18 protein-coding genes are annotated in these 21,409 nt (G+C 70.3%); 10 read left to right on the top strand and 8 right to left on the bottom strand.

Annotated features, from left to right (window positions below):
• Positions 1–77: 77 nt before the first annotated feature.
• The 6 genes from NPA30_RS13520 to NPA30_RS13545 all read right to left on the bottom strand — a co-directional run bounded on the left by NPA30_RS13520 (position 78) and on the right by NPA30_RS13545 (position 6,520).
• Positions 78–572: an ureidoglycolate lyase gene (locus NPA30_RS13520; protein WP_256803222.1), complete on the bottom strand. Its 495-nt coding sequence runs from the start codon at positions 570–572 to the stop codon at positions 78–80.
• On the bottom strand, positions 569–1,585 hold the full coding sequence (alc, locus tag NPA30_RS13525; RefSeq protein ID WP_256803224.1) for an allantoicase: 1,017 nt from the start codon (positions 1,583–1,585) through the stop codon (positions 569–571). The genes NPA30_RS13520 and alc overlap by 4 nt, the downstream gene beginning before the upstream one ends.
• A complete protein-coding gene (puuE, locus tag NPA30_RS13530) occupies positions 1,582–3,009 on the bottom strand; it encodes an allantoinase PuuE (protein WP_256803227.1) in 1,428 nt (475 codons plus the stop codon). The genes alc and puuE overlap by 4 nt, the downstream gene beginning before the upstream one ends.
• Positions 3,010–3,122: 113 nt before the next feature.
• The gene (gene pdxA / locus NPA30_RS13535; protein WP_256803228.1) at positions 3,123–4,145 is read right to left on the bottom strand and encodes a 4-hydroxythreonine-4-phosphate dehydrogenase PdxA; all 1,023 of its coding nucleotides are present in this window, start codon (positions 4,143–4,145) and stop codon (positions 3,123–3,125) included.
• The gene (locus NPA30_RS13540; protein ID WP_256803229.1) at positions 4,142–5,485 is read right to left on the bottom strand and encodes a four-carbon acid sugar kinase family protein; all 1,344 of its coding nucleotides are present in this window, start codon (positions 5,483–5,485) and stop codon (positions 4,142–4,144) included. Before NPA30_RS13540 ends, pdxA begins: the two co-directional genes overlap by 4 nt.
• A gap of 6 nt (positions 5,486–5,491) precedes the next feature.
• Positions 5,492–6,520: a 2-keto-3-deoxygluconate permease gene (locus tag NPA30_RS13545; protein WP_256803230.1), complete on the bottom strand. Its 1,029-nt coding sequence runs from the start codon at positions 6,518–6,520 to the stop codon at positions 5,492–5,494.
• A gap of 177 nt (positions 6,521–6,697) precedes the next feature.
• Here NPA30_RS13545 and uraH point away from each other — a divergent pair, with 177 nt between their 5' ends.
• The 10 genes from uraH to guaD all read left to right on the top strand — a co-directional run bounded on the left by uraH (position 6,698) and on the right by guaD (position 19,544).
• A complete protein-coding gene (gene uraH, locus NPA30_RS13550) occupies positions 6,698–7,066 on the top strand; it encodes a hydroxyisourate hydrolase (RefSeq protein WP_256803232.1) in 369 nt (122 codons plus the stop codon).
• A gap of 1 nt (position 7,067) precedes the next feature.
• Positions 7,068–8,510, top strand: coding sequence for a xanthine dehydrogenase small subunit (xdhA, locus tag NPA30_RS13555; RefSeq protein WP_256803233.1), 1,443 nt, complete (start codon positions 7,068–7,070; stop codon positions 8,508–8,510).
• Positions 8,510–10,906 carry a xanthine dehydrogenase molybdopterin binding subunit gene (gene xdhB / locus NPA30_RS13560; protein WP_256803234.1) on the top strand — a complete coding sequence of 799 codons (2,397 nt, stop codon included), beginning with the start codon at positions 8,510–8,512 and terminating at the stop codon, positions 10,904–10,906. The genes xdhA and xdhB overlap by 1 nt, the downstream gene beginning before the upstream one ends.
• A gap of 295 nt (positions 10,907–11,201) precedes the next feature.
• Complete coding sequence (gene xdhC / locus NPA30_RS13565; RefSeq protein ID WP_256803235.1) at positions 11,202–12,107, top strand: xanthine dehydrogenase accessory protein XdhC; 906 nt, start codon at positions 11,202–11,204, stop codon at positions 12,105–12,107.
• Complete coding sequence (locus NPA30_RS13570) at positions 12,091–13,629, top strand: ABC transporter ATP-binding protein (protein ID WP_256803266.1); 1,539 nt, start codon at positions 12,091–12,093, stop codon at positions 13,627–13,629. The genes xdhC and NPA30_RS13570 overlap by 17 nt, the downstream gene beginning before the upstream one ends.
• Before the next feature lie 41 nt (positions 13,630–13,670).
• Positions 13,671–14,786, top strand: a complete 1,116-nt coding sequence (locus tag NPA30_RS13575) for an ABC transporter permease (protein WP_306228912.1) — start codon at positions 13,671–13,673, stop codon at positions 14,784–14,786.
• A gap of 5 nt (positions 14,787–14,791) precedes the next feature.
• Complete coding sequence (locus tag NPA30_RS13580) at positions 14,792–15,709, top strand: ABC transporter permease (protein ID WP_372338805.1); 918 nt, start codon at positions 14,792–14,794, stop codon at positions 15,707–15,709.
• Between the two features lie 28 nt (positions 15,710–15,737).
• Positions 15,738–16,820: a BMP family ABC transporter substrate-binding protein gene (locus NPA30_RS13585; RefSeq protein ID WP_256803238.1), complete on the top strand. Its 1,083-nt coding sequence runs from the start codon at positions 15,738–15,740 to the stop codon at positions 16,818–16,820.
• Between the two features lie 88 nt (positions 16,821–16,908).
• Positions 16,909–18,153 (top strand): urate hydroxylase PuuD, encoded by a 1,245-nt coding sequence (locus NPA30_RS13590; protein WP_256803239.1) that lies wholly within the window; start codon positions 16,909–16,911, stop codon positions 18,151–18,153.
• Positions 18,150–19,544, top strand: coding sequence for a guanine deaminase (guaD, locus tag NPA30_RS13595; protein WP_256803240.1), 1,395 nt, complete (start codon positions 18,150–18,152; stop codon positions 19,542–19,544). Before NPA30_RS13590 ends, guaD begins: the two co-directional genes overlap by 4 nt.
• 75 nt (positions 19,545–19,619) lie before the next feature.
• Here the strand turns inward: guaD and NPA30_RS13600 are convergent, their stop codons facing one another.
• Together NPA30_RS13600 and NPA30_RS13605 are read right to left on the bottom strand one after the other, a co-directional pair.
• Positions 19,620–20,273, bottom strand: a complete 654-nt coding sequence (locus NPA30_RS13600) for a glutathione S-transferase family protein (RefSeq protein WP_256803241.1) — start codon at positions 20,271–20,273, stop codon at positions 19,620–19,622.
• Between the two features lie 423 nt (positions 20,274–20,696).
• Positions 20,697–21,409, bottom strand: a 713-nt coding sequence (locus NPA30_RS13605) for a methyl-accepting chemotaxis protein (RefSeq protein WP_256803242.1), incomplete at its 5' end; no start/stop codon positions are given.

Here is a 21,409-nt window from a genome sequence, read left to right on the forward strand (position 1 = left end):
GACACGTCCGCCTCGATCGTCACCAGCCTGCGGTACGGACAGAGCGGTCACGATGTCCGCCGGTCCTGCATCGGCGCTCAGAAAGCGTCGATGGCGCACCGCTCCGGCAGGTCGATCTCCTCGAGGTTCTCCCCCTCGCCGCCGCGATCGACGACGAGGAAGTCGCTCACCGCGTCCAGCGCCAGCAGCGGGTGGTGCCAGGTGCCGGCGGCGTAGTTCACGCCGCGCCGGCCGTCGACGAGGAAGGCGCGCGGCGTGCCCGGCCGCCCGGCCTCGTCCGGCGCGACGACGACGAGATAGGGACGGTCCGACAGCGGCACGAAGGCCTGGCTGCCGAGTGGATGGCGCTCCAGCATCGCGATCCCGATCGGCGGCGCGAAGGGCTTGCCGCGGAAGATCGAGATCAGCGGCCGGCCGCCGCCGCTTTCCACGTCCACCGTCGCGACGTCGTGGAAGCGGGTCGTCGTGCCGCCGTTGATGAGCTTGATCTCGGCCGCGTGGTCCGGCTCAATCACGTCGCCGAACGGCCTGAACGCGTCGATCGTCAGCGGCTCGACGACGAGCCCCTTCATGCCTTGCGGCCGAAGAGGCGCAGGCGCGAGACGCCCCCGTCGGGGAAGATGTCGAGCCGCACGTGCGTCACCGGCCCGACCGGCCGCAGCGACTCGATGTCCTTCACCGCATCCGCGGCGAGCTTGGTCTCGGGCAGGAGCAGCGGCCAGTCGGCGCTGTCGGCCTCGGCGTCCTCCGGCAGGGGATCGTGCGTCAGCTTCGCCGCCTTCAGCGAGAAGCGATCGGGATAGTTGCCCTTGTAGTGCGCGGTATCGATCGAGATGCGCTCGATCGTGCCGGCATGCCCGAGCTTCAGGATGCACCAGTCGTTGCCGGGACGGCGCCGGCGCGCGGTTTCCCAGCCGTCGCCCATGTTCACGCCGCGGCCCGGCGCCAGGATGTTGGCGGGCGCGCCGTAATGCGCGTCGTTCCAGGCGATCGCGGTGCCGCCGTTGACGAGCGCGGCGAGATCCAGCGTCTCGGACCCGTCCACGCCGTCCCAGTCCTTGGCGATGCGGCCATAGACGCGCAGCCGCGCGACGCCGCCGTCGGGGTGGATGTGCAGGCGCAGCCAGCGCCAGGGACGCGACGCGTCGGTCTCGACGACGTGGTGGCTGTCGCCCTTGAGGTTCATGCGCGGGACGAGCACCGACCAGTCGCCCTCGCTCGGCACATCGTCGGTGTCGGCGACCTCGATCTCGGCGGCCGGTGGGTAGTTGCCGGTGAAGAACGCGGTGTCGATGTCGATTGCATGGATGGTGCCACGCTGGCCGAGCCGGATCACCGCATGGTCGTGGCCGGGCGTGCGCTTGCGGCGCGATTCCCAGCCGTCCATCCACTTGCCGTGGTCGTCGTACTTGCCGGGGATGAAAATCGCCGGCTCCGGTGAAATCATCCGGCTCTTGTCGGCGAAGAAGTCGTCGGTGGCCGAGACCACTTCGGTGCCGAGGCGGGGATGGGCGAGATCGACGAAGCGCTTCAGGAGGCCCTCGGCCTCCGGCGCCGGCTTTGCCGTGAGGAAGGTCTCGCTCATGCGTGCTCTCCGAATAGCTGCTCGAGGCGCAGACGCGCGATCCGCTCCACCTCCCGCGCGGCGGTGGAAAATTCCGTGTCGGGGTCGTTACCGGATCGCGCCTCGAAGGCCTGCACGATGGCGTCCTTCGTCCGGCCCTTCACCGCGATGATGAACGGGAAACCGAAGCGCTCGCCATAGCGGGCGTTGAGCGCCGTCAGGTGAGACAGCTCGTCCGCCGAGAGGCGGTCGAGGCCGGCGGACGCCTGCTCGGCCGTGGACTGTGCGGTAAGTTCTCCCGCCAGGGCCAGCCGGCCGGCGAGATCGGGATGGGCGCGCAGAACGCCAAGCCGCTCCTCGGGCGAAGCGCAGCGGAAGACCGCCGCCATCGCGCCGGCGAGGCCGCAGGGCGAGTCATGTGCGTCGTGCAGCCCTTGCGCATAGGCCCGCTCGGCAACGAAGGGCGAGTGCTCGTAGACGCCGCCGAAGCGGGCCATGAAGTCGGCCTGACTCATCCGGCTGGGTCGCAGGCCCGGGCGGAAGGGGAAGTGCTCGCGCCAGTGGCGGGCGATGTCGATCCGCCGTGCCACCCAGACGTCCGGCTTCGACTGGACGTAGTCGAGGAAGCGGGCGAGCCCCGCGGCCCGTCCCGGCCGCCCGACGAGGCGGCAGTGCAGGCCGACATTCAGCATCTTTGCCGCGCCGGCCTCGCCCTCGGCATGGAGCGTATCGAACGCGTCCTTGAGGTAGGCGAAGAAGTGGTCGCCGGTGTTGAAGCCCTGCGGCGTCGCGAAGCGCATGTCGTTGGTGTCGAGCGTGTAGGGCAGGATCAGCAGCGGGCCGGCCTCGGTGTCCTGCCAGTAGGGCAGGTCGTCGGCATAGGCGTCGGAGGCGTAGAGGAAGCCGCCCTCCTCGGCCACGAGCTCCAGCGTGTGCTGCGAGGAGCGGCCGGTGTACCAGCCGAGCGGCCGCTCGCCGGTGAGCGCCGTGTGGAGCGCGATCGCCTCCCGCATGTGCGCGCGCTCGGCGTCCCGGTCGTAGTCCTTGTACTCGATCCACTTCAGGCCGTGCGAGGCGATCTCCCACCCAGCCTCCTGCATGGCCGCGACGGCCTCCGGATTGCGCTCCATGGCGGTGGCGACGCCGTACACCGTTACCGGCATCGCCCGCTCGGTGAACATCCGCCAGAGCCGCCAGAAGCCGGCCCGGGAACCGTATTCGTAGATCGACTCCATGTTCATGTGGCGCATGCCCGGCCAGGCGGCGGCGCCGACGATCTCCGACAGGAAGGCCTCCGAAGCGGCGTCGCCGTGCAGGACGGCATTTTCGCCGCCCTCCTCGTAGTTGATCACGAACTGCACGCAGATCTTCGCTCCGCCGGGCCAGCGCGGGTCGGGCGGAGTGCGGCCGTAGCCGAGGAGGTTGCGGGGGTAGCGGTCGGTCATCAGGCCCATCGACTCGAAACTCGATGACGACAATAGCCGAAGCGGCGCGTCTGCAAAGCCGCACCGACGCGCCGCTTGCGGACCCGCGACGCCCGCAATCTCGCAACCCAGCCTCAGGCAGCCGCGCCGGTGGCGCGTCCCTCCGGCGCGAGCTGCACCGCGTAGCGGATCGCCGCGACGAGGCTCTCGTGGCGGGCAATGCCCTTGCCGGCGATGTCGAAGGCCGTGCCGTGGTCGACCGAGGTGCGGATGATGCCGCCCTTCAGCCCGACGGTAATGTTCACGCCCTCGTCGAAGGCGACGGCCTTCACCGGCGCATGGCCCTGGTCGTGATAGCAGGCGACGACGACGTCGAAGTCGCCGCGCATCGCGCGATAGAACAGGGTGTCGGCCGGCAGCGGCCCCTTCACGTCGATGCCCTCGGCCTGCGCCCGCTCGATCCCGGGCACCAGCTTCTCCTCCTCCTCGCCCTCGCCGAAGAGGCCGTTCTCGCCGGCATGCGGGTTGATGCCGCAGACGGCGATCTTCGGGTGCGGCGTACCGGCGGCGGCGAGCGTGTCCTGCGCGAGGCGGATCACCTGGTAGGTGCGTTCGGGATTGATGCGTCGGATCGCCTCGATCAGGCCGACATGCGTGGTGAGATGGATCACCTTCATCTTCGGCGTCGCCAGCATCATCGAGTAGCTCTCGGTGCCCGTCAGCTCGGCGAGGATTTCGGTGTGGCCGGGATACATGTGGCCGCCGGCGTGCAGCGCCTCCTTGTTCAGCGGGGCGGTGGCAATGGCCGCGACGCGCCCCGCCTGCGCGAGCTCGATCGCGGCCTTCAGGAACTCGAAGGCCGCATGGCCGGCGGCCGGGCTGATCGCGCCATAGGTAAGGTCGCCGACGGCAAGGCCGGGGTCGGCGCACAGCGCCACGTCCGGCGTCGGCTCCTGCGGCATCGGCTCGTCCGGCTTGAACGCAGCGATGCAGAAGTCGGCGCCGACGACCTGACGCGCGCGCTCCAGCGCGCCGGCGTCGCCGACGACCAGCGGTCGGCAGAGCTGCCACGTCGCGGGATCGGCGAGTGTCTTGGCGACGATCTCCGGCCCGATGCCGGCGACGTCTCCCATGGTGATGGCGATGATCGGCTTCATGGCGCGATCCTTCCTTCGATCAGATATCGCATGGCGTCGGCCAGGGCGTCCGGTTCGCCGAAGCCGCCGGCCTTGGTGACGATGTGGCAGTCCACCGTGCCGCGGGCGGTGACGAGCGGCATCCCCGGCAGCACCGTGCCGCGCACGTCGAGCGCCTCAATGCCGGCCGCCTCCAGAACGGCCCGCGCGGTGTCGCCGCCTGTGGCGAGCAGCCGGCCGATCGCGCCGCGCTCGATCAGCACCTGGGCGACCTGGCCCAGACCGCGCGCGATGATCCGGCTTGCATCGCGCCGCGACAGGCCGTTGCGGCGGGCGAGATCCATCGCACCGCGAACCTCGCCGGGCGCATGCGCCGTGGTGAGAATCCCGACGCTGCCGGCCGTGCCCAACGTCTCGGATAGGTGCGCGACGCAGCGCTCGATTTCCGCATCCGCATCGGCCCGGGTGCGAAAGAGCGCGTCGGCAGCCAGCACCACGGGCTCGACGCCATGAACCTCGGCCGCCCGGTCGAGCTGCGCGACCGCCACCGGATTGACGCTGCCGCAGACGAGGAGCGCCGGCCGAGCGGCCGGAGCAAGGGCGGGCGCGGCTTCGCCGGGCGCCAGCGCCCAGAGCTTCGGCAGCGGCGCGGCGAGGCCTGCCGATCCGGCCCACAGGATCGGACCTGTCCGCCGCGACAGCGCCGCGCCATAGACGGCGATCGCCTCGATATCGCGGTCGCTGGCCGCATCGGCGACGAGGCAGAGATAGCCGCCGGCCCCCTGCAGGCGCTCTGCGTCAGCGGCGAGGGCGCCAGCGTCGGAAAGGTCGTGCGGCTCGATCCGGCGGATCGTGACGCCCGGCATGTCGGCCTCCAGCAGTGCCGGGATCCGGCTCTCGCGCACCGGGTTGGCCGGATCGGCGGCGATCGCCGTCTCGGCGACGGGCGTCCCGTTCACCAGGAGCACGCCGTCCACCACCGTCCGTCCCATCGCCGGATAGGCCGGCGTCATCAGGACGAGCGTCGCGCCGGCGGCGCGGGCGAGTTCGTCGATCTCGGCGCCGACATTGCCGCGCAGGGTGGAGTCGATCTTCTTGTAGAGATGCGAAGCGCCGGGCGCGAAGGCTGCATGCGCCGCGCGCACCGCAGCGCGCGCTTCGTCTGCCTCCATGCCGCGACTCTCGCAGTCGAGGATCACGACGTCGCAATCGGCGCTGCCGATGCTCGAGCGGGGATCGACGAACACGCGGGTACGCAGTCCATGCGCGGCGAATTGCAGGCCGCTGTCATTGGCGCCGGTGAGGTCGTCGGCGAGAACGACCACCGCCGGTCCGCTGGCTTCAGCCGTTGGTGCGGCCATCGCCCGTCACCGCCGCACGATGCGCGTCGGCGCCGCGGGTTCGAGCCCGGCTTCGGCCGCTGACGCGTCGGTGCCGAGGTCCAGCCGCTTCGGATCGGTGCGCGAGACGAGGAAGGACACGTAGAGAGGCAGGAGGATTGCGGTCGTCACCGTTGAGGCCGCGACCTGGACGGTGGCGAGCTGGGCAAGGCCCTGAAAGGCGGGATTCGCGGCGGCGATCGCCATCGGCGTCGCCACCGCATTGCCGGCGGTCGAGCCTTCTGCCGAGCCGACGATCGGGTTCCAGCCGAGCGCGCGGAAGACGAAGTAACCGGCGGTGCCGGTGAACAGCGTCGTCATGACGCCGATCGCCACACCGGCGAGGCCGCCCTGCAGGATCGCCGCGAAGTTGATGCCCATGCCGAGCGCGAAGGCGAAGAAGGGGATCAGCATGTCGCTGCCCTTGGCGAGCCAGCTTCTGAGATCCGGATCGAGATTGCCGAGCACCAGTCCGACGAGGATCGGCAGGAGCACGCTGATGAAGGAGACGATCGAGAACAGCCCGTTGACGAAGCCCATCGCGCCGAAGATCGTCAGTGCCACCATCGTCAGGAACGGCCCGTCGTTGAGCGCGAGCAGCGAATAGGCGGCTTTGTCGTCCGGCCGGCCGTACTGGCCGACGATGGCGACGTAGAGCCCGCCGTTCGAGTTGGTCATCGCGGCGATGATGGCGAGCGGCACCATGCCGAGGAACATGCCGTTCGCGCCGGCGACGGCATAGGCGAGGAGGCCGATCGCGGCACCGACGACCCATTTCAGGACGAGCAGCGTCGCACCCTTGGCGGCGGCCGAGCCGATGTTGGAGAGGTTGATCTGGGCGCCAGCGGTGAGGAGGAAGAGCGCGATCAGTGCGCTGGCGCTGTCGACGAAGAGGGCCTGGGTGAAGTTGCCGATGCGTAGCGCCTCCGGCGCGAAGGTGTTGATCGTCGCGCCGAGAAGCAGCGGAACCACCATCATGCCGCCGGGAATGCGGTCGATCGTCGCCTTGATTTTCATCGGATCTCCCGGCCGGCGCTTGGGATACGCGGCACTGCGCAGATCCGGCCCTCTGGTCACATCAGGTAGGACAGCGCCTCCAAGTTTCCAGTGAGCGGAACGTTGGGGCGGGCTTGCGGCCGATCGCCCCGGCGTTGCACTGTGCCGGTCAACGGGGTCCGACACGGAAGCGCTTGAATGTCCGACGGAAAGGCCGCACGGCTCACGACGCATGTGCTCGACACGGCGCATGGATTGCCGGCGTCCGGCTTGCGGGTCGAACTGATCCGCCGCAGCGCCGATGCCGGCACGCCGCTCGTCACCACCTCGACGAATGCCGACGGGCGGCTGGACGGGCCGCTCCTGATCGGCGGAGACCTGACCGTCGGCACCTACGAGCTGCGCTTTCACGTCGGCGCCTATTTCCGTGCCCGCGGCATCGACCTGCCGGAGCCGGCCTTCCTCGACGTGGTGCCGATCGTCTTCGGCATCGCCGATCCGGATGGGCACTATCATGTGCCGCTGCTGATCTCTCCCTATGGCTACTCGACCTATCGGGGCTCCTGACATGGGCGAGCCGATCCGCTTCATCCTGAATGGCGAGCCGCGAGAAATTTCAGGGCTCGCACCGACGACCACGGTGCTGAACTGGCTGCGGCGCGAGGCGCGGCTGACGGGCACCAAGGAGGGCTGCGCGGAGGGCGACTGCGGCGCCTGCACGGTGCTCGTCGCGGAGCCGGACGGGGCGGGTGGTCTCAGGCGCCGGACGGTCAACGGCTGCATCCTGTTTCTGCCGAGCCTGCACGGTCGCGCGATCGAGACGGTGGAGCATCTCGGGCGCGACGGCCTGCACCCGATCCAGAACGCGATGGTCGAGCGGCACGCCAGCCAGTGCGGCTTCTGCACGCCCGGCTTCGTCATGCAGCTCTATGGCGGCTGGCTGAACGGCGGGCTCGCCGACCGGCCTTCGGTGAAGGACGCGATCGCCGGCAATCTCTGCCGCTGCACCGGCTACGGACCGATCGTGGATGCGGGGCTCGACCTTGCCGCGACGCCGAAGCCGGACACCCACGCCGCCGACGCGGCGCTGGCCGAGAGGCTGACGGCGCTGCGCGGGCCCGGCACCTTCCGCTACGAGGCGGCGGGCGGCACCTGGCTGTCGCCGGACACTGTCGACGATCTCGCCGACCTCTATGCCGCTCACCCCGACGCGCGTCTCGTCGCGGGCGCCACCGATGTCGGACTGTGGGTGACCAAGCAGCACCGCGACCTGCCGCTGATCATCGACGTCTCGCGCGTCGCGGAACTGCGGCTGATCGAGGCGGCGGGCGGTCGCTTCTTCGTCGGGGCCGGGGTGACGCATGCGGAGGTGGCCGTACGGCTCGCCGAGCTGCATCCCGACCTCGGCGAGCTGATGCGGCGCTTTGCCGGCGCGCAGATCCGCGCCGCCGGCACGGTCGGCGGCAACATCGCCAACGGCTCGCCGATCGGCGACCTGCCGCCGGCGCTGATCGCGCTCGGCGCGCAGCTGCATCTGCGGCGCGGCGACGAGGCCCGCGACCTCGCGCTGGAGGACTTCTTCCTCGCCTATGGTAAGCAGGACCGGGCGCCCGGCGAGTTCGTCGCGGCGGTCGAGGTGCCGCTCCTGCCGGAGACGGCGCGCTTCGCCGCCTACAAGATCTCCAAGCGCCTGGAGTCCGACATCTCCGCCGTGATGGCCGCCTTCCGGCTCGACATGGACGGCGACGTGGTGCGTGCCGCGCGCCTCGCCTTCGGCGGCATGGCGGCGACGCCGAAGCGGGCGAAGGCGGCCGAGGCGGCGCTCTTGGGCCGGCCGTTCGACGCGGCGGCCGTGGATGCCGCCGCGACCGCTCTCGCCGAGGACTTCCAGCCCCTCACCGACATGCGCGCCTCCGCCGGCTACCGCCTGAGCGTGGCGCAGAACCTTCTCCGCCGCTTCCAGCTGGAGCTGTCCAGCGACGTGCGCACCCGCGTGCTCGAGGTGGCGTGATGGACGAGACCCGCATTCAGGATCGCGGCGGCGCCGGCACGGTGCCGGTCGAAGCCCTGCACGAGGCGCCGCCGCCGCATCCGGCTTCGATCCGCGGCGGCGTGCGCCAGGCAATCCCCCATGACAGCGGGCCGAAGCACGTCACCGGCGCAGCGCGCTACACCGACGACGAACCCGAACTGCCGGGCACGCTGCAGGTCTACATCGCGATGGCGCAGCGCGCCCATGCCCGGCTGGTCTCGCTCGACCTTCAGCCGGTGCGCGCGGCGCCAGACGTCGCGAGCGTCCTCGCGGCGGCCGACATTCCGGGCGTGAACGACTACTCGCCGGTGTTCGGCGACGATCCGATCTTTGCCGAGGACGAGGTCCACTTCGTCGGCCAGCCGCTGTTTGCCGTGGCGGCCGAAACGGTGGAGGCCGCGCGTGCTGCCGCGCTGCTGGCGCGGGTCGAGTACGAGGATCTGCCGGCGGCGATCGACTTCGACGCGGCGGTCGCGATGGCCGATGCGGCCGGCCGCGACCTCCTCGATCCGCACGAGATGCGACTCGGTGATGCGGCCGGCGAACTCGCCAGGGCGACGCATCGGGTCGAGGGCCGGGTCGAGGTCGGAGGTCAGGACCACTTCTATCTCGAAGGGCAGATCGCCTACGCCGTGCCCGGCGAGGACGGCGACGTCCTCGTGCGCTGCTCCACCCAGCATCCGAGCGAGGTGCAGCACAACGTCGCCAAGGCCCTGGGGCGGCCGGACAATGCCGTGACCGTCGAGGTGCGGCGCATGGGCGGCGGCTTCGGCGGCAAGGAGAGCCAGCCGGCGCTGTTCGCCGCGGTCGCGGCGCTGGTCGCGGTGAAGACCGGCCGGCCCGCCAAGTGCCGACTCGACCGTGACGACGACATGGAGATGACCGGCAAGCGCCACGAGGTGCGGATCGACTACCACCTCGGCTTCGATGCCGACGGCCGGATCCGGGCGGCGGACTTCGAGCAGTTGGTGCGCTGCGGCTACTCGTCGGACCTCTCCGGCGCCATCGCCGACCGCGCGATGTTCCATGCCGACAACGCCTATGTGCTGCCGGCGGCGCGCATCCATTCGCGCCGGCTGAAGACGCACACCGCCTCCAACACCGCCTTTCGCGGCTTCGGCGGCCCGCAGGGCATTGTCGGTATCGAGCGGGCGATGGACCGCGCCGCCTTCGCGCTCCGGCTCGACCCGCTGGATCTGCGCAAACGCAATTTCTACCCGGCCGGCGCGGCGAAGCTCACGCCCTACCACATGCCGGTGACCGACTCGATCATCGCCGCGCTCGTCGACGATCTCGAAGCGTGGTCGGAGTACCGCGCGCGGCGGGCGGCGGTGCGGGCCTTCAACGACACGAGCCCGGTCCTGAAGAAGGGCCTCGCGCTGACGCCGGTGAAGTTCGGCATCTCCTTCACGACGACCCACCTCAACCAGGCCGGGGCGCTGGTGCACGTCTACAAGGACGGCTCGGTCCACCTGAACCACGGCGGCACCGAGATGGGGCAGGGCCTCTTCACCAAGGTCGCGCAGGTCGTCGCCGAGGAATTCCAGATCGACGTCGAGAGCGTGAAGATCACGACGACGACGACCGGCAAGGTGCCGAACACCTCCGCGACCGCCGCCTCGTCCGGCTCGGACCTCAACGGGATGGCCGCGCAGGCGGCCGCACGTACGATCCGGGAGCGGCTGATCGCCTTCGCCTGCGAGCGCTACGGCGTCGCGGCGGGCGACGTCGAGTTCCTGCCGAACCGGGTGCGCATCGGGCGAACCGAGAAGCGCTTCCGCGACCTAGTCGGGGAGGCTTACCTCGCCCGCGTCTCGCTGTCGTCGACCGGCTTCTACGCGACGCCCGGCATCGTCTACGACCGCGAGAGCGCGAGCGGCACGCCCTTCTACTACTTCGCCTATGGCGCGGCCTGCTGCGAGGTGGTGATCGACACGCTCACCGGCGAGAACCGCGTCCTTCGCGCCGACCTCCTGCACGACGTCGGCACGTCGCTGAACCCGGCGATCGATCGCGGCCAGATCGAGGGTGGTTTCATCCAGGGCCTCGGCTGGCTGACCACCGAGGAGCTCTGGTGGGACGAGGCGGGGCGGCTGCGCACGCACGCCCCCTCGACCTACAAGATCCCGACGGCCGGCGACCGGCCGGACACGTTGCGCATCCGGCTGTGGGAGAAGGGCGAGAACCGCGCGCCGACCATCCATCGCTCCAAGGCCGTCGGCGAGCCGCCCTTCATGCTGGCGATCGCAGCCTTCAGCGCGCTGACCGATGCGGTGGTCGCGGCGGGCGAGGGGCGGGCGTTTCCCGATCTCGACGCGCCGGCGACACCGGAGCGGATCCTGCGGGCGGTGGAGGCCGTGCGGACTTCTGGATGACAACCCATCGATCCCCGCAAGCGGGCACTTTCCGAATCCGCCACGATGCACGCCGGGGCGGCGGCACATGCGACAGGGGTTCTTCTCCCCACCGGGGAGAAGGTGCCGGCAGGCGGATGAGGATAGTCCTGGGTTCTGCCTCCGCCCACCTCAATCAACCCGGGGCCAGCATCTCCTGCGACCCCGTCGAAAATGTCGTGCGGACCTCCTCACCCTGCCCACTCCCCACGGGGGAGAGGAGGGCGCGCACTGGAGCAGCGTGCGTCGTCTCATCGCGTGGCGCATGGGGGCACGCATGACCGCTCTTCTCGATTCCATGAGGCGCGCACTTGCCGCTGATTCCCCTGCCGTGCTCGTCACTGTCGCCCGCGCGCACGGCTCGACGCCACGCGAGGCGGGCGCGGCGATGCTGGTGACGGCCATCTCGGTCGAGGGCACGATCGGCGGCGGGCGGCTGGAATTCGACGCAGTCGCGCGGGCGCGGGCGATGCTGGCGGAGGCGGAGTGCGAGGCGGCGATGGACGTGCCGCTCGGCCCGGCGATCGGCCAATGCTGCGGTGGGCGCGTGGAACTGGTCTTGCGGACGCTGAGCCCGGCCGTGCTTGCGCAGGCGGAGAACGAGGCCGCCGCGTCAGAGGCCGCCCGTCCCGCCGTGCTGATCTTCGGCGCCGGCCACACCGGTCGGGCGCTCGCCGCCGCCCTGTCGCCGCTGCCCCTCAACGTCGTGCTGGTCGACCAGCGGGGGGACGCGCTGGCGTCCCTGCCGCCCGGCGTGACGCCGCTGCGCAGCGCCGTGCCGGAGGCCGCCGTCGACGCCGCGCCGCAAGGCACCGCCTTCCTCGTCATGACGCACGACCACGGCCTCGACTTCCTGATCGCCGCTGCGGCGCTGCGGCGCCCGGACGCGGCCTATGTCGGGATGATCGGCTCGGGCACCAAGCGCGAGCAGTTCCGCCGCCATCTCGCACGCGACGGGCGGGAAGCGGAGATCGACCGGCTGCGCCTGCCGATCGGCGGGTCGGCACTGCGCGACAAGCGGCCCGAGGTGATCGCCGCCATGACCGCCGCCGAGCTGCTCGTCTGCCTCTCGAAAGGTCAGGTGGAAAGCCTGACTGATCCATTGGCAACGGGCGGTGGGCGGTGCAATAGTGGCGCCGACCCTGAAGGAGATCCTGCGCCCCGCCATGCCGCCGCGACTTGAGCTTTCCGGCATCACGAAGCGCTTTCCCGGCGTCGTCGCCAACGACGGCGTCGGATTTTCCGTAGCGGCCGGAGAGATCCACGCGCTCCTCGGCGAGAACGGTGCCGGCAAGTCGACGCTGGTGAAGATCATCTACGGCGTGCAGCAGGCCGACGAGGGCGAGCTCCGCTGGAACGGCGCCCCGGTCTCGATCGAGAGCCCGCGCGCCGCGCGCCGCCTCGGCATCGCGATGGTGTTCCAGCACTTCTCGCTGTTCGAGGCGATGACGGTGCTCGAGAACATCGCGCTCGGCATGGACGATCCGCCGCCGCAGCGCGAGCTGGAAGCGGCGGTGCGAGCGGTGCTCGACACCTATGACCTCGGGCTCGATCCGCACCGCGACGTCTTCACGCTGTCGGTCGGCGAGCGCCAGCGCATCGAGATCGTGCGCGCACTCCTGCAGAACCCCAAGCTCCTGATCATGGACGAGCCGACCTCGGTGCTGACCCCGCAGGAGGTGGAGCAGCTGTTCGCGACACTGCGCCGGATCGCCGCCGAAGGCTGCTCGATCCTCTACATCTCGCACAAGCTCGGCGAGATCCAGGCGCTGTGCGAGAGCGCGACGATCCTGCGTGGCGGCAAGGTCGTGGCGACGTGCGATCCCCGCAGCGAGACGGCCCGCTCGATGGCCGAGATGATGATCGGCGGCAGCCTCAAGGACGTCGCCCGCCGTGACGGCGCGCCGGTCGGCCCCGTCCGCCTCGCCGTGGACGGCCTGTCTGCGCCGGGCGAGCCGCCGTTCGGCACGACGCTGAAGGATGTCGGGTTCTCGGTGCGCGGTGGCGAGATCTTCGGCATTGCCGGCGTCGCCGGCAACGGACAGAACGAGCTCCTGCTGGCGCTCTCGGGCGAGCGGCTGGAGGAGGTGACCGGCGACATCCGCATCGACGAGACCTGCGTCTGCGGCCTCGGCGTTTCGGCGCGCCGCCGGCGCGGGCTCGCCGCCGTGCCGGAGGAGCGCAACGGCCACGCTGCGGTGCCGGCCCTGTCGCTGTCGGAGAACGCCATCCTGTCGGCCCGCACGCGCAAGCGGCTCGCCGCGGGCGGCCTCTTGCGGCTCGGGGCGGCCAAAGCCTATGCGAGTGGGGTGATCGAGGCCTTCTCGGTGCGCGCGACGGGTGCGGCGGCGAAAGCCAGGAGCCTGTCCGGCGGCAATCTGCAGAAGTTCGTGATGGGGCGGGAGATCCTGCAGGATCCGGCCGTCCTCGTCGTCTCGCAGCCGACCTGGGGCGTCGATGCGGGTGCGGCCGGCTTCATCCGCCAGGCGATGCTTGATCTTGCGGCCAGGGGGGCGGCGATCGTCGTCATCAGCCAGGACCTCGACGAATTGTTCGAACTCGCCGACCGGATCGCCGTCATCAACGACGGACATCTCTCGCCGGCACGTCCGCTTGCCGAGGTGACGGTGGACGAGATCGGCCTCCTGATGGGCGGCATCCATGGTGCCGCGCCGCGGCCGGCGACGTCAGAGCGCGCCGCCTGATGGTCCTGCGCCTCGTACCGCGTCGGCAGGAAAGCCGCGTGATGCTCCTCGCCGCGCCGCTGGTCGCCGTGGCGCTCACCCTCGCCGCCGGCGCGATCCTGTTCACGCTGCTCGGCTATGACGGCGCCGGCGCGGTGCGGTCGATCTTCGTCACGCCGCTGTTCGATCCCTACCGCTGGCAGGATCTCCTGGTGAAGGCGGCGCCGCTGGCGCTGATCGCGACCGGCCTGTCGATCGGCTTTCGCGCCAATGTCTGGAACATCGGGGCAGAGGGGCAGTACGTGCTGGGCGGTCTCGCCGCGACCGACGTCGCGCTCCTGACCCACGAGATGGAGGGCGCATGGATCCTTCCGGCGATGGTCCTCGCCGGCATTCTCGGCGGCATGGCCTGGGCGGCGGTGCCGGCGGCGCTGCGCACCCGGCTCGGCGTCAGTGAAATCCTGACCAGCCTGATGCTGAACTATGTCGCGATCCAGCTGCTCTACTACCTGATGCGCGGGCCCTGGAAGGACCCGATGGGCTTCAACTTCCCGCAGACGGTGCTGTTCAGCGCGTCGCAGACCCTGCCGATGGCGGTGCCGGGCACCCTGATCCACTGGGGCGTCCCTCTCGCTGCCATTCTCGCGCTCGCCGTCTGGTTCGCGGTCGGCCGCACGGTCGCCGGCTTCCAGATCCGCGTCGTCGGCCTCGCGCCCGACGCGGCGCGCTATGGCGGGTTCCGCGAACGCGCGACGGTCTGGCTGGCGCTTCTGGCCGGCGGAGGCTTCGCCGGCCTTGCGGGCGCGCTGGAGGCGTCGGGTCCTTTCGGCCAGATGGTGCCGGCCTTCCCGACCGGCTACGGCTACACCGCCATCATCGTCGCCTTTCTCGGCCGGCTGAACGCGCTCGGCATCCTCGTCGCGGCGATGGTGCTGGCGCTGACCTATGTCGGCGGCGAGAGCGCGCAGACGGCGATCGGGCTGCCGGCCGCTGCGGTCGGCGTGTTCCAGGCAATGCTCTTGTTCTTCCTGCTCGCCGCCGACGTGCTCGTACGCTACCGGGTGGCCCGAAGCGCCGCGCATGGAGCCGTCACACCGGCTGCGGCGTCCGCTCCGGCAGGCGGGAGCGCGGCCGAGCCGGCCGCGTCGAAGCGGCGCCAGCCGGTGGAGGCCGCATGAGCGCCATGCTCCTGATATCAGTGGTGATGGGCATCGCCGGTGCGGCGACGCCGATCCTGATCGCGGCGCTCGGCGAACTCGTCGTGGAGAAGAGCGGCGTCCTCAACCTCGGCGTCGAGGGCATGATGCTGATCGGCGCGGTGACCGCTTTCGCCGTGTCGGTCCATACCGGCTCGCCCGCCCTCGGCTGCCTTGCCGCCATGCTCGCCGCGGCGCTGTCCTCGCTGATCTTCGCCGTCCTGACGCTCACGCTGACCGCCAACCAGGTCGCTACGGGCCTTGCCCTGACGATCTTCGGCACCGGCGTCTCGGCGCTCGCAGGCGCCCCCTATGTCGGCATCACGACGACGCGGCTCGGCTCGATCTTCCCGCAAGCGCTTGCCGAAGACCCCTGGCTGCGGGTCCTCTTCGGCCACTCGCCGCTGGTCTATCTCGGCCTGATCCTCACCTTCGGCGTGTGGTGGTTCCTTGCCCGAACGCGAACCGGACTGGTGCTGCGGGCGGTCGGGGAGGGGGACGAGGCGGCCCACTCGATCGGCTATCCCGTCCTCAAGATCCGCTATCTCGCGATCCTCTTCGGCGGCGCGATGGCCGGGCTCGGCGGCTCCTACTTCTCGCTGGTGCTGACGCCAATGTGGGCCGAGCGGCTGACCGCCGGGCGCGGCTGGATCGCCATCGCGCTCGTCGTCTTCGCCTCCTGGCGCCCGGCCTGGGTGCTCGCCGGCGCCTATCTCTTCGGTGCCGTCATCACGCTCGAGCTGCAGTCGAAGGCCGCCGGCTTCAACGCCTTTGCGCCGGAGTTCCTGTCGAGCCTCCCGTACCTCGCCACGATCGTCGTCCTCGCCGTGATCTCGGCCGGACGGCGCAGCGCCAAGACCCGCGCGCCGGCCTGCCTCGGCAGGCCGTTCCGCGCCAGTGCATGATCCCTGTCCCGCAAAGGAGCCTGTAGAGATGTTCGAGATCACCCGCCGCCGCCTCCTCACCACCGCCGGCTCGCTCGCCACGGTCAGCGCCTTCGGCCTGCCGGCGCGCGCCCAGGGCAAGGACAAGGTGAAGGCCGCCTTCGTCTATGTCGGCCCGGTCGGCGACTACGGCTACTCCTTCGCGCACGACCAGGGCCGCAAGTTCCTGGAGGAGAAGCTCGGCGACAAGGTGGAGACGAGCTTCGTCGAGAACGTCGCCGAGGGGCCGGACGCCGAGCGCGTCATCCGCCAGCTCGCGCAGGGCGGCAACGACGTCGTCTTCGCCACCTCCTTCGGCTTCATGAATCCGACGCTGAAGGTCGCCAAGCAGTTCCCGGACGTGAAGTTCGAGCATGCCACCGGCTACATGACGGCGCCGAACATGGCCGCCTACAACTCGCGCTTCTACCAGGGCCGCGCCGTCCTCGGCACCATCGCCGGCATGATGTCGAAGAGCGGCAAGGGCGGCTACGTCGCCTCCTTCCCGATCCCCGAGGTGGTGATGGGCATCGACGCGTTCACGCTCGCGGCGCGCAAGGTCAACCCGAACTTCACCACGCAGGTCGTCTGGGTGAGCTCCTGGTACGACCCGGCGAAGGAGGCGGACGCCGCCAAGGCGCTGCTCGACCAGGGCGTCGACGTCATCACCCAGCACACGGACTCGCCGGCCCCGCTGCAGGCCGCCGAGCAGCGCGGTGCCATCGCCTTCGGCCAGGCCTGGGACATGTCGAGCTTCGCGCCGAACGCCCACATGACGGCGATCGTCGACCACTGGGGTCCGTACTACGTGCAGGAGGTGCAGAAGCTGCTCGACGGCACCTGGGAGAGCCACGACGTTTGGCTCGGCATGCAGGAGGACGTCCTCGAAATGGCGCCCTTCAATCCGAAGATGCCGGACGACGTGAAGGCCGCCGCGCAGAAGATCGTCGACGAGACCAAGGCCGGCACCTACGAGATCTTCACCGGCCCGATCAAGGACCAGAAGGGCGAACTGAAGGCCAAGGACGGCGAGCGCATCCCCGACGCCGACCTCCTGAAGCTCGACTGGTACGTGGAGGGCGTCAACGCCTGAGGCGGCGGTCCGCCGCGAGCAAACACAGGGGGCGCCGCGGCGCCCCTCATCGTGTCCGGCCCGGAGCGGGCGAACCGGCTGAAGGCAGATGTGGACCTATCTCTGGGAGTGGTTGAGCTTCGCCGCGCGCTGGCTGCACGTCGTCACGGCCATCGCCTGGATCGGCTCGTCCTTCTACTTCATCGCGCTCGATCTCGGCCTGAGGAAGCGTCCCGACCTGCCCGCCGGCGTCGGCGGCGAGGCGTGGCAGGTGCATGGCGGCGGCTTCTACCACGTGCAGAAATACTTGGTGGCGCCGGGCCACATGCCGGAGGACCTCACATGGTTCAAGTGGGAGAGCTATTCGGCCTGGCTCTCCGGCTTCGCGCTCCTGATCCTCACGTACTACATCGGTGCGCAGTGGACGCTGATCGATCCTGAGGTCGCCGACCTGCCGGTCTGGGGTGCGATCGCCATCAGCCTCGCCGGCCTCGCACTTGGCTGGATCGTCTATGACGGCCTGTGCAAGTCGCCGCTGCGCAAGAACGACACGGCGCTCCTCGCCGTCCTCTTCGTCTACGTCGTCCTCGCCAGCTGGCTGTTCACGCAGGTCTTTTCCGGCCGCGGCGCGATGCTGCACACCGGCGCGATGATCGCGACGATCATGAGCGCCAACGTGTTCCGCATCATCATCCCGAACCAGACGATCGTCGTCGCCGACCTCAAGGCCGGCCGCACGCCGCAGGCGCGGCTCGGCGCTGAGGCCAAGCAGCGCTCGCTGCACAACAACTACCTGACGCTGCCCGTCGTCTTCCTGATGCTGTCGAACCACTATCCGCTCGCCTTCGCGACGCGGTGGAACTGGATGATCGCCGGGCTCGTGCTCCTGATCGGCGCGGTCGTCCGGCACTTCTTCAACACCCTGCACAGGACCGGCGCCAAGCTCTGGTGGTGCTGGGCCGTGGCGGCCGTGCTCTTCGCCGCGGTCATCACGCTGTCCGGTGCGCCGGGCTGGACTGCGTCGGCGGGCGAGGGGGTGGCGGCGCGTGACTGGCCGGGGGATCCGGAACTGGCGCTCTCGACCTCGCCCCACTTTGCCGACGCCGAGCTGATCGTGCAGTCGCGCTGCTCGATGTGTCATGCCCGCCAGCCGCTCTGGCCGGGGCTGATCCATGCGCCGAAGGCGGTGCTTCTCGAAACCGCCGCCGACATCGTGCACAATGCCCCCCTGATCGAGCGCCAGGCGGTGCGCAGCCACGCCATGCCGCCCGGCAACCTGACGGGAATGGAGCCGGAGGAGCGCATGCTGCTCGCCAAGTGGATCGCCTCGGGCGACGGACTGCCGCATCCATGAGCCGCTCGGGGGTGGGGGCCAGCGTCGCGATCCGCGGTCGGCTCCTCTGGTTCGACGGCGATCCGACGCTCGACGGCGCGGCGGCGCTGCGCTTCGTCGAGGACGGCGTCGTCGTCGTCGAGGGCGGGATGATCACCGCCGTCGGCGAGGCGCGCGATCTCCTGGGTCGGCTGCGGCCCAACCTGCCGCTCGCCGACCACCGGCCGCATCTGGTGATGCCGGGCTTCATCGATCCGCACCTGCACATGCCGCAGACCCAGGTGATCGGCTCCTACGGCGCCGAGCTGATGGAGTGGCTGGCGAAATACACCTTCCCCGAGGAGAGCCGATACGGCGACCCGGCCGTCGCCGACGCCGCCTCGCGCTTTCTCCTGTCCGAGTTGCTGCGCAGCGGCACGACGACTGCGGCGGTCTACTGCACCTCGCATCCGCAGTCGGTGGATTCGTTCTTCGCAGCGGCGGAGCGGCTTGGGCTGCGGATGATCGCCGGCAAGGTGATGATGGACCGCAACGCCCCGGCGGCCCTGCTCGACACGGCCGAGCGCGGCTATAGCGAGACGAAGGCGCTGATCGAGCGCTGGCACGGCCGCGGACGGCTGTCCTATGCGATCACGCCGCGCTTCGCGCCGACCTCGAGCGAGCAGCAGCTTGAGGCCGCCAGGGCGCTCGCCTCCGATCATCCCGGCCTGCACATCCAGACGCACCTGTCCGAGAACGCGGCCGAGATCGCCTATGTGCGCGAGGCCTTCCCGTGGTCGAAGGACTACACCGAGGTCTACGAGCATTACGACCTCGTGCGGCCGAAGGCGCTGTTCGGCCACTGCATCCATCTGTCGGACCGAGAGCGCGCGGCGCTAGCCGAGGCCGGAGCCAGCGCGATCTTCTGTCCGACCTCGAACCTCTTCCTCGGGTCGGGCCTTTTCGACCGCGCCGGCCTGATGGAAGCGGGTGCGCAGATCGGCATCGCCAGCGACATCGGCGGTGGCACCAGCTACTCGATGCTGCGCACCGCGGCGGAGGGCTACAAGGTGCTGGCGCTGCTCGGCCAGCCGCTCGACGCGCTCGCCGCGTTCCACATGCTGACGGCGGGCAATGCCGCCGCGCTCGGCCTCGACGACCGGATCGGGCGCCTCGCTCCCGGCTACGAGGCGGACCTCACCGTCCTCGACAGCCGCGCGACGCCGGCCCAGAGCTGGCGGATGGAGCGCGTGGAGACGCTGGCCGAGGAGCTGTTTGTCCTGATGACGATGGGCGACGATCGCGCGACGGTCGCAACCTACGCCGCGGGTCGCCGGCTGTACGAAAAAGGCGGGCGGTCTCTGCCGGGCAAGCAGGAGATGCCGGTGTCGGCGCCGACACGCGGCCCGGGCGAGGGCGGCGAGGCGCAATAGCCATCGCCCTTGAGGCGGCCCCATTGGAAGCGTCTACCGACTGCATCGCCATGAGTGACCCCGCGACGCCTATGATCAGCGGCTTGCCGTGCTGCCGGTGAAGACTGCCAGCTGAGCGGCGAAGGCGCGCGCGTAGGCCGGTCGAGCCTCGCCCCGTGCGACATAGGCGCCGAGGTTCGGATGGTCTTCCAGAAGACCCGTGCCGATCAGCCGGCGCAGCACCGTGACCATCAGAAGGTCGCCGGCGCTGAAGGCGCCGTCGAGCCAGTCGCCATCGCCGAGATGCGTGGCGAGTTCGCCGAGCCGAGTGCGGACACGATCCTGGAGCATCGGCAGCCGCTCGGCGTACCACGGCTTGTCGCGCTCGATGATCATGGTGATCTCGAGATCGACGATCGGCGGCTCGATCGTGTTCAGCGCGGCGAACGTCCACATGATCGCCCGTGCTCTGGCCTGCGGGGCGTCCGGCAGCAGCCCCGCATTGTGCTCCGCGATGTGCATGATGATCGCGCCGGACTCGAACAGGGCGAGGTCGCCGTCCTCGTAGGTCGGGATCTGCGCGAAGGGCTGAAGCCGGCGGTGCGTGGGCTCCTTCATCGCGTCGAAGGAGAGAAGGCGGACCTCATAGGGCCGACCGACTTCCTCGAGCGCCCAGCGGACGCGCATGTCGCGCGCGTGCCCGCATCCTCGGTCCGGCGATCGGGCGAAGGCGGTGATGGTCACGGTCATCGTCGGTCTCCAACTGGCCGCACGATGCCCGCACGATCGCCGTCCGGCAACAGATCGCCAAGGCGCCGATGGCGGAGATGGTCAGGTGGAGACATCGAACGGATGCGGTCGCGCGCTCCGTCTCGGCCATTGGACGTCCCGTCGCAGTCGTGGCGCGGGCGCGTGCGCTGGTGCAGAAGTGGAGGGGATGGAGGACCGTCAGCCGGTGCAGGACGCACGCGACGTGCATGCGACGATCCTCGCGGCTCAGCGGCTCGCTGACCGTCTCCGGGCACCAGCGCGAGGCGCTGCCCTGTGGGATGATCGGTCCACTCGCGCTGAGCGGGCGGGGTCGGCCGATGGCCGGCCGGCAAGACGGATCCCGCGGATGTCGACGCCCTCTCTTGGCCTCAACGGCCGCTGTGGTTGTCGCTCCCCCGCGGCTCAGAACTCTTCCCAGCCGTCCTCGGCGGCGGCCGGCTTGCGGGCGGCGCCACCGGTGCCGACCGTCTTCAGCTGTGCCACCGGGCGCGGCGCGGACGCTGCCGCGGGTTTGGCCGCCGGGCGGGCCGGCGCGGCGGCGCTCGGCCGGCTCGCGGCGCGGCGCGCCTGCTGCTGGTGGCCGCTCGAGGCCGCCGTCCTGAAGCGCGAGATCAGCCGCGCAAGCTCGTCGGTCTCGTTCGCCAGCGTCTGCGCCGCCGCCGTCGCCTCCTCCACCATCGCCGCGTTCTGCTGCGTGACCTTGTCCATCTGGTCGGCCGCCGCCGACACCTCCTTCAGGTTCGCCGCCTGCTCCCGGGCGCTGCGCGCGATCTCCGACACCTCCGACGACATCGCCGCAACCTGCGCCACGATCTCCTCGAGCGACTTGCCCGAGGCCGAGACCAGCTCGACGCCCTCCTCCACCTGGCTCGACGAGGTCGAGATCAGGTCCTTGATCTCCTTGGCCGCTTCCGCCGAGCGCTGCGCCAGACCGCGCACCTCCTGCGCCACCACCGCAAAGCCCTTGCCGGCCTCACCGGCACGTGCGGCCTCGACGCCCGCGTTCAGCGCCAGCAGGTTCGTCTGGAAGGCGATCTCGTCGATGACGCCGATGATCTTGCCGATCTGCTCGGACGACTGCTCGATCGCGTGCATGGCTTCCACCGCCCGGCCGA

Origin of the sequence: Mangrovibrevibacter kandeliae (assembly GCF_024519155.1) — a bacterium.
Classification (GTDB): Bacteria; Pseudomonadota; Alphaproteobacteria; order Rhizobiales; family Rhizobiaceae; genus Mangrovibrevibacter; species Mangrovibrevibacter kandeliae.

Excerpts from the sequence above, each read along its gene's own strand:
- NPA30_RS13520 (WP_256803222.1), bottom strand. The coding sequence starts at position 572 with ATGAAGGGGCTCGTCGTCGAGCCGCTGACGATCGACGCGTTCAGGCCG.
- alc (WP_256803224.1), bottom strand. The coding sequence starts at position 1,585 with ATGAGCGAGACCTTCCTCACGGCAAAGCCGGCGCCGGAGGCCGAGGGC.
- puuE (WP_256803227.1), bottom strand. The coding sequence starts at position 3,009 with ATGACCGACCGCTACCCCCGCAACCTCCTCGGCTACGGCCGCACTCCG.
- pdxA (WP_256803228.1), bottom strand. The coding sequence starts at position 4,145 with ATGAAGCCGATCATCGCCATCACCATGGGAGACGTCGCCGGCATCGGG.
- NPA30_RS13540 (WP_256803229.1), bottom strand. The coding sequence starts at position 5,485 with ATGGCCGCACCAACGGCTGAAGCCAGCGGACCGGCGGTGGTCGTTCTC.
- NPA30_RS13545 (WP_256803230.1), bottom strand. The coding sequence starts at position 6,520 with ATGAAAATCAAGGCGACGATCGACCGCATTCCCGGCGGCATGATGGTG.
- uraH (WP_256803232.1), top strand. The coding sequence starts at position 6,698 with ATGTCCGACGGAAAGGCCGCACGGCTCACGACGCATGTGCTCGACACG.
- xdhA (WP_256803233.1), top strand. The coding sequence starts at position 7,068 with ATGGGCGAGCCGATCCGCTTCATCCTGAATGGCGAGCCGCGAGAAATT.
- xdhB (WP_256803234.1), top strand. The coding sequence starts at position 8,510 with ATGGACGAGACCCGCATTCAGGATCGCGGCGGCGCCGGCACGGTGCCG.
- xdhC (WP_256803235.1), top strand. The coding sequence starts at position 11,202 with ATGACCGCTCTTCTCGATTCCATGAGGCGCGCACTTGCCGCTGATTCC.
- NPA30_RS13570 (WP_256803266.1), top strand. The coding sequence starts at position 12,091 with ATGCCGCCGCGACTTGAGCTTTCCGGCATCACGAAGCGCTTTCCCGGC.
- NPA30_RS13575 (WP_306228912.1), top strand. The coding sequence starts at position 13,671 with ATGCTCCTCGCCGCGCCGCTGGTCGCCGTGGCGCTCACCCTCGCCGCC.
- NPA30_RS13580 (WP_372338805.1), top strand. The coding sequence starts at position 14,792 with ATGCTCCTGATATCAGTGGTGATGGGCATCGCCGGTGCGGCGACGCCG.
- NPA30_RS13585 (WP_256803238.1), top strand. The coding sequence starts at position 15,738 with ATGTTCGAGATCACCCGCCGCCGCCTCCTCACCACCGCCGGCTCGCTC.
- NPA30_RS13590 (WP_256803239.1), top strand. The coding sequence starts at position 16,909 with ATGTGGACCTATCTCTGGGAGTGGTTGAGCTTCGCCGCGCGCTGGCTG.
- guaD (WP_256803240.1), top strand. The coding sequence starts at position 18,150 with ATGAGCCGCTCGGGGGTGGGGGCCAGCGTCGCGATCCGCGGTCGGCTC.
- NPA30_RS13600 (WP_256803241.1), bottom strand. The coding sequence starts at position 20,273 with ATGACCGTGACCATCACCGCCTTCGCCCGATCGCCGGACCGAGGATGC.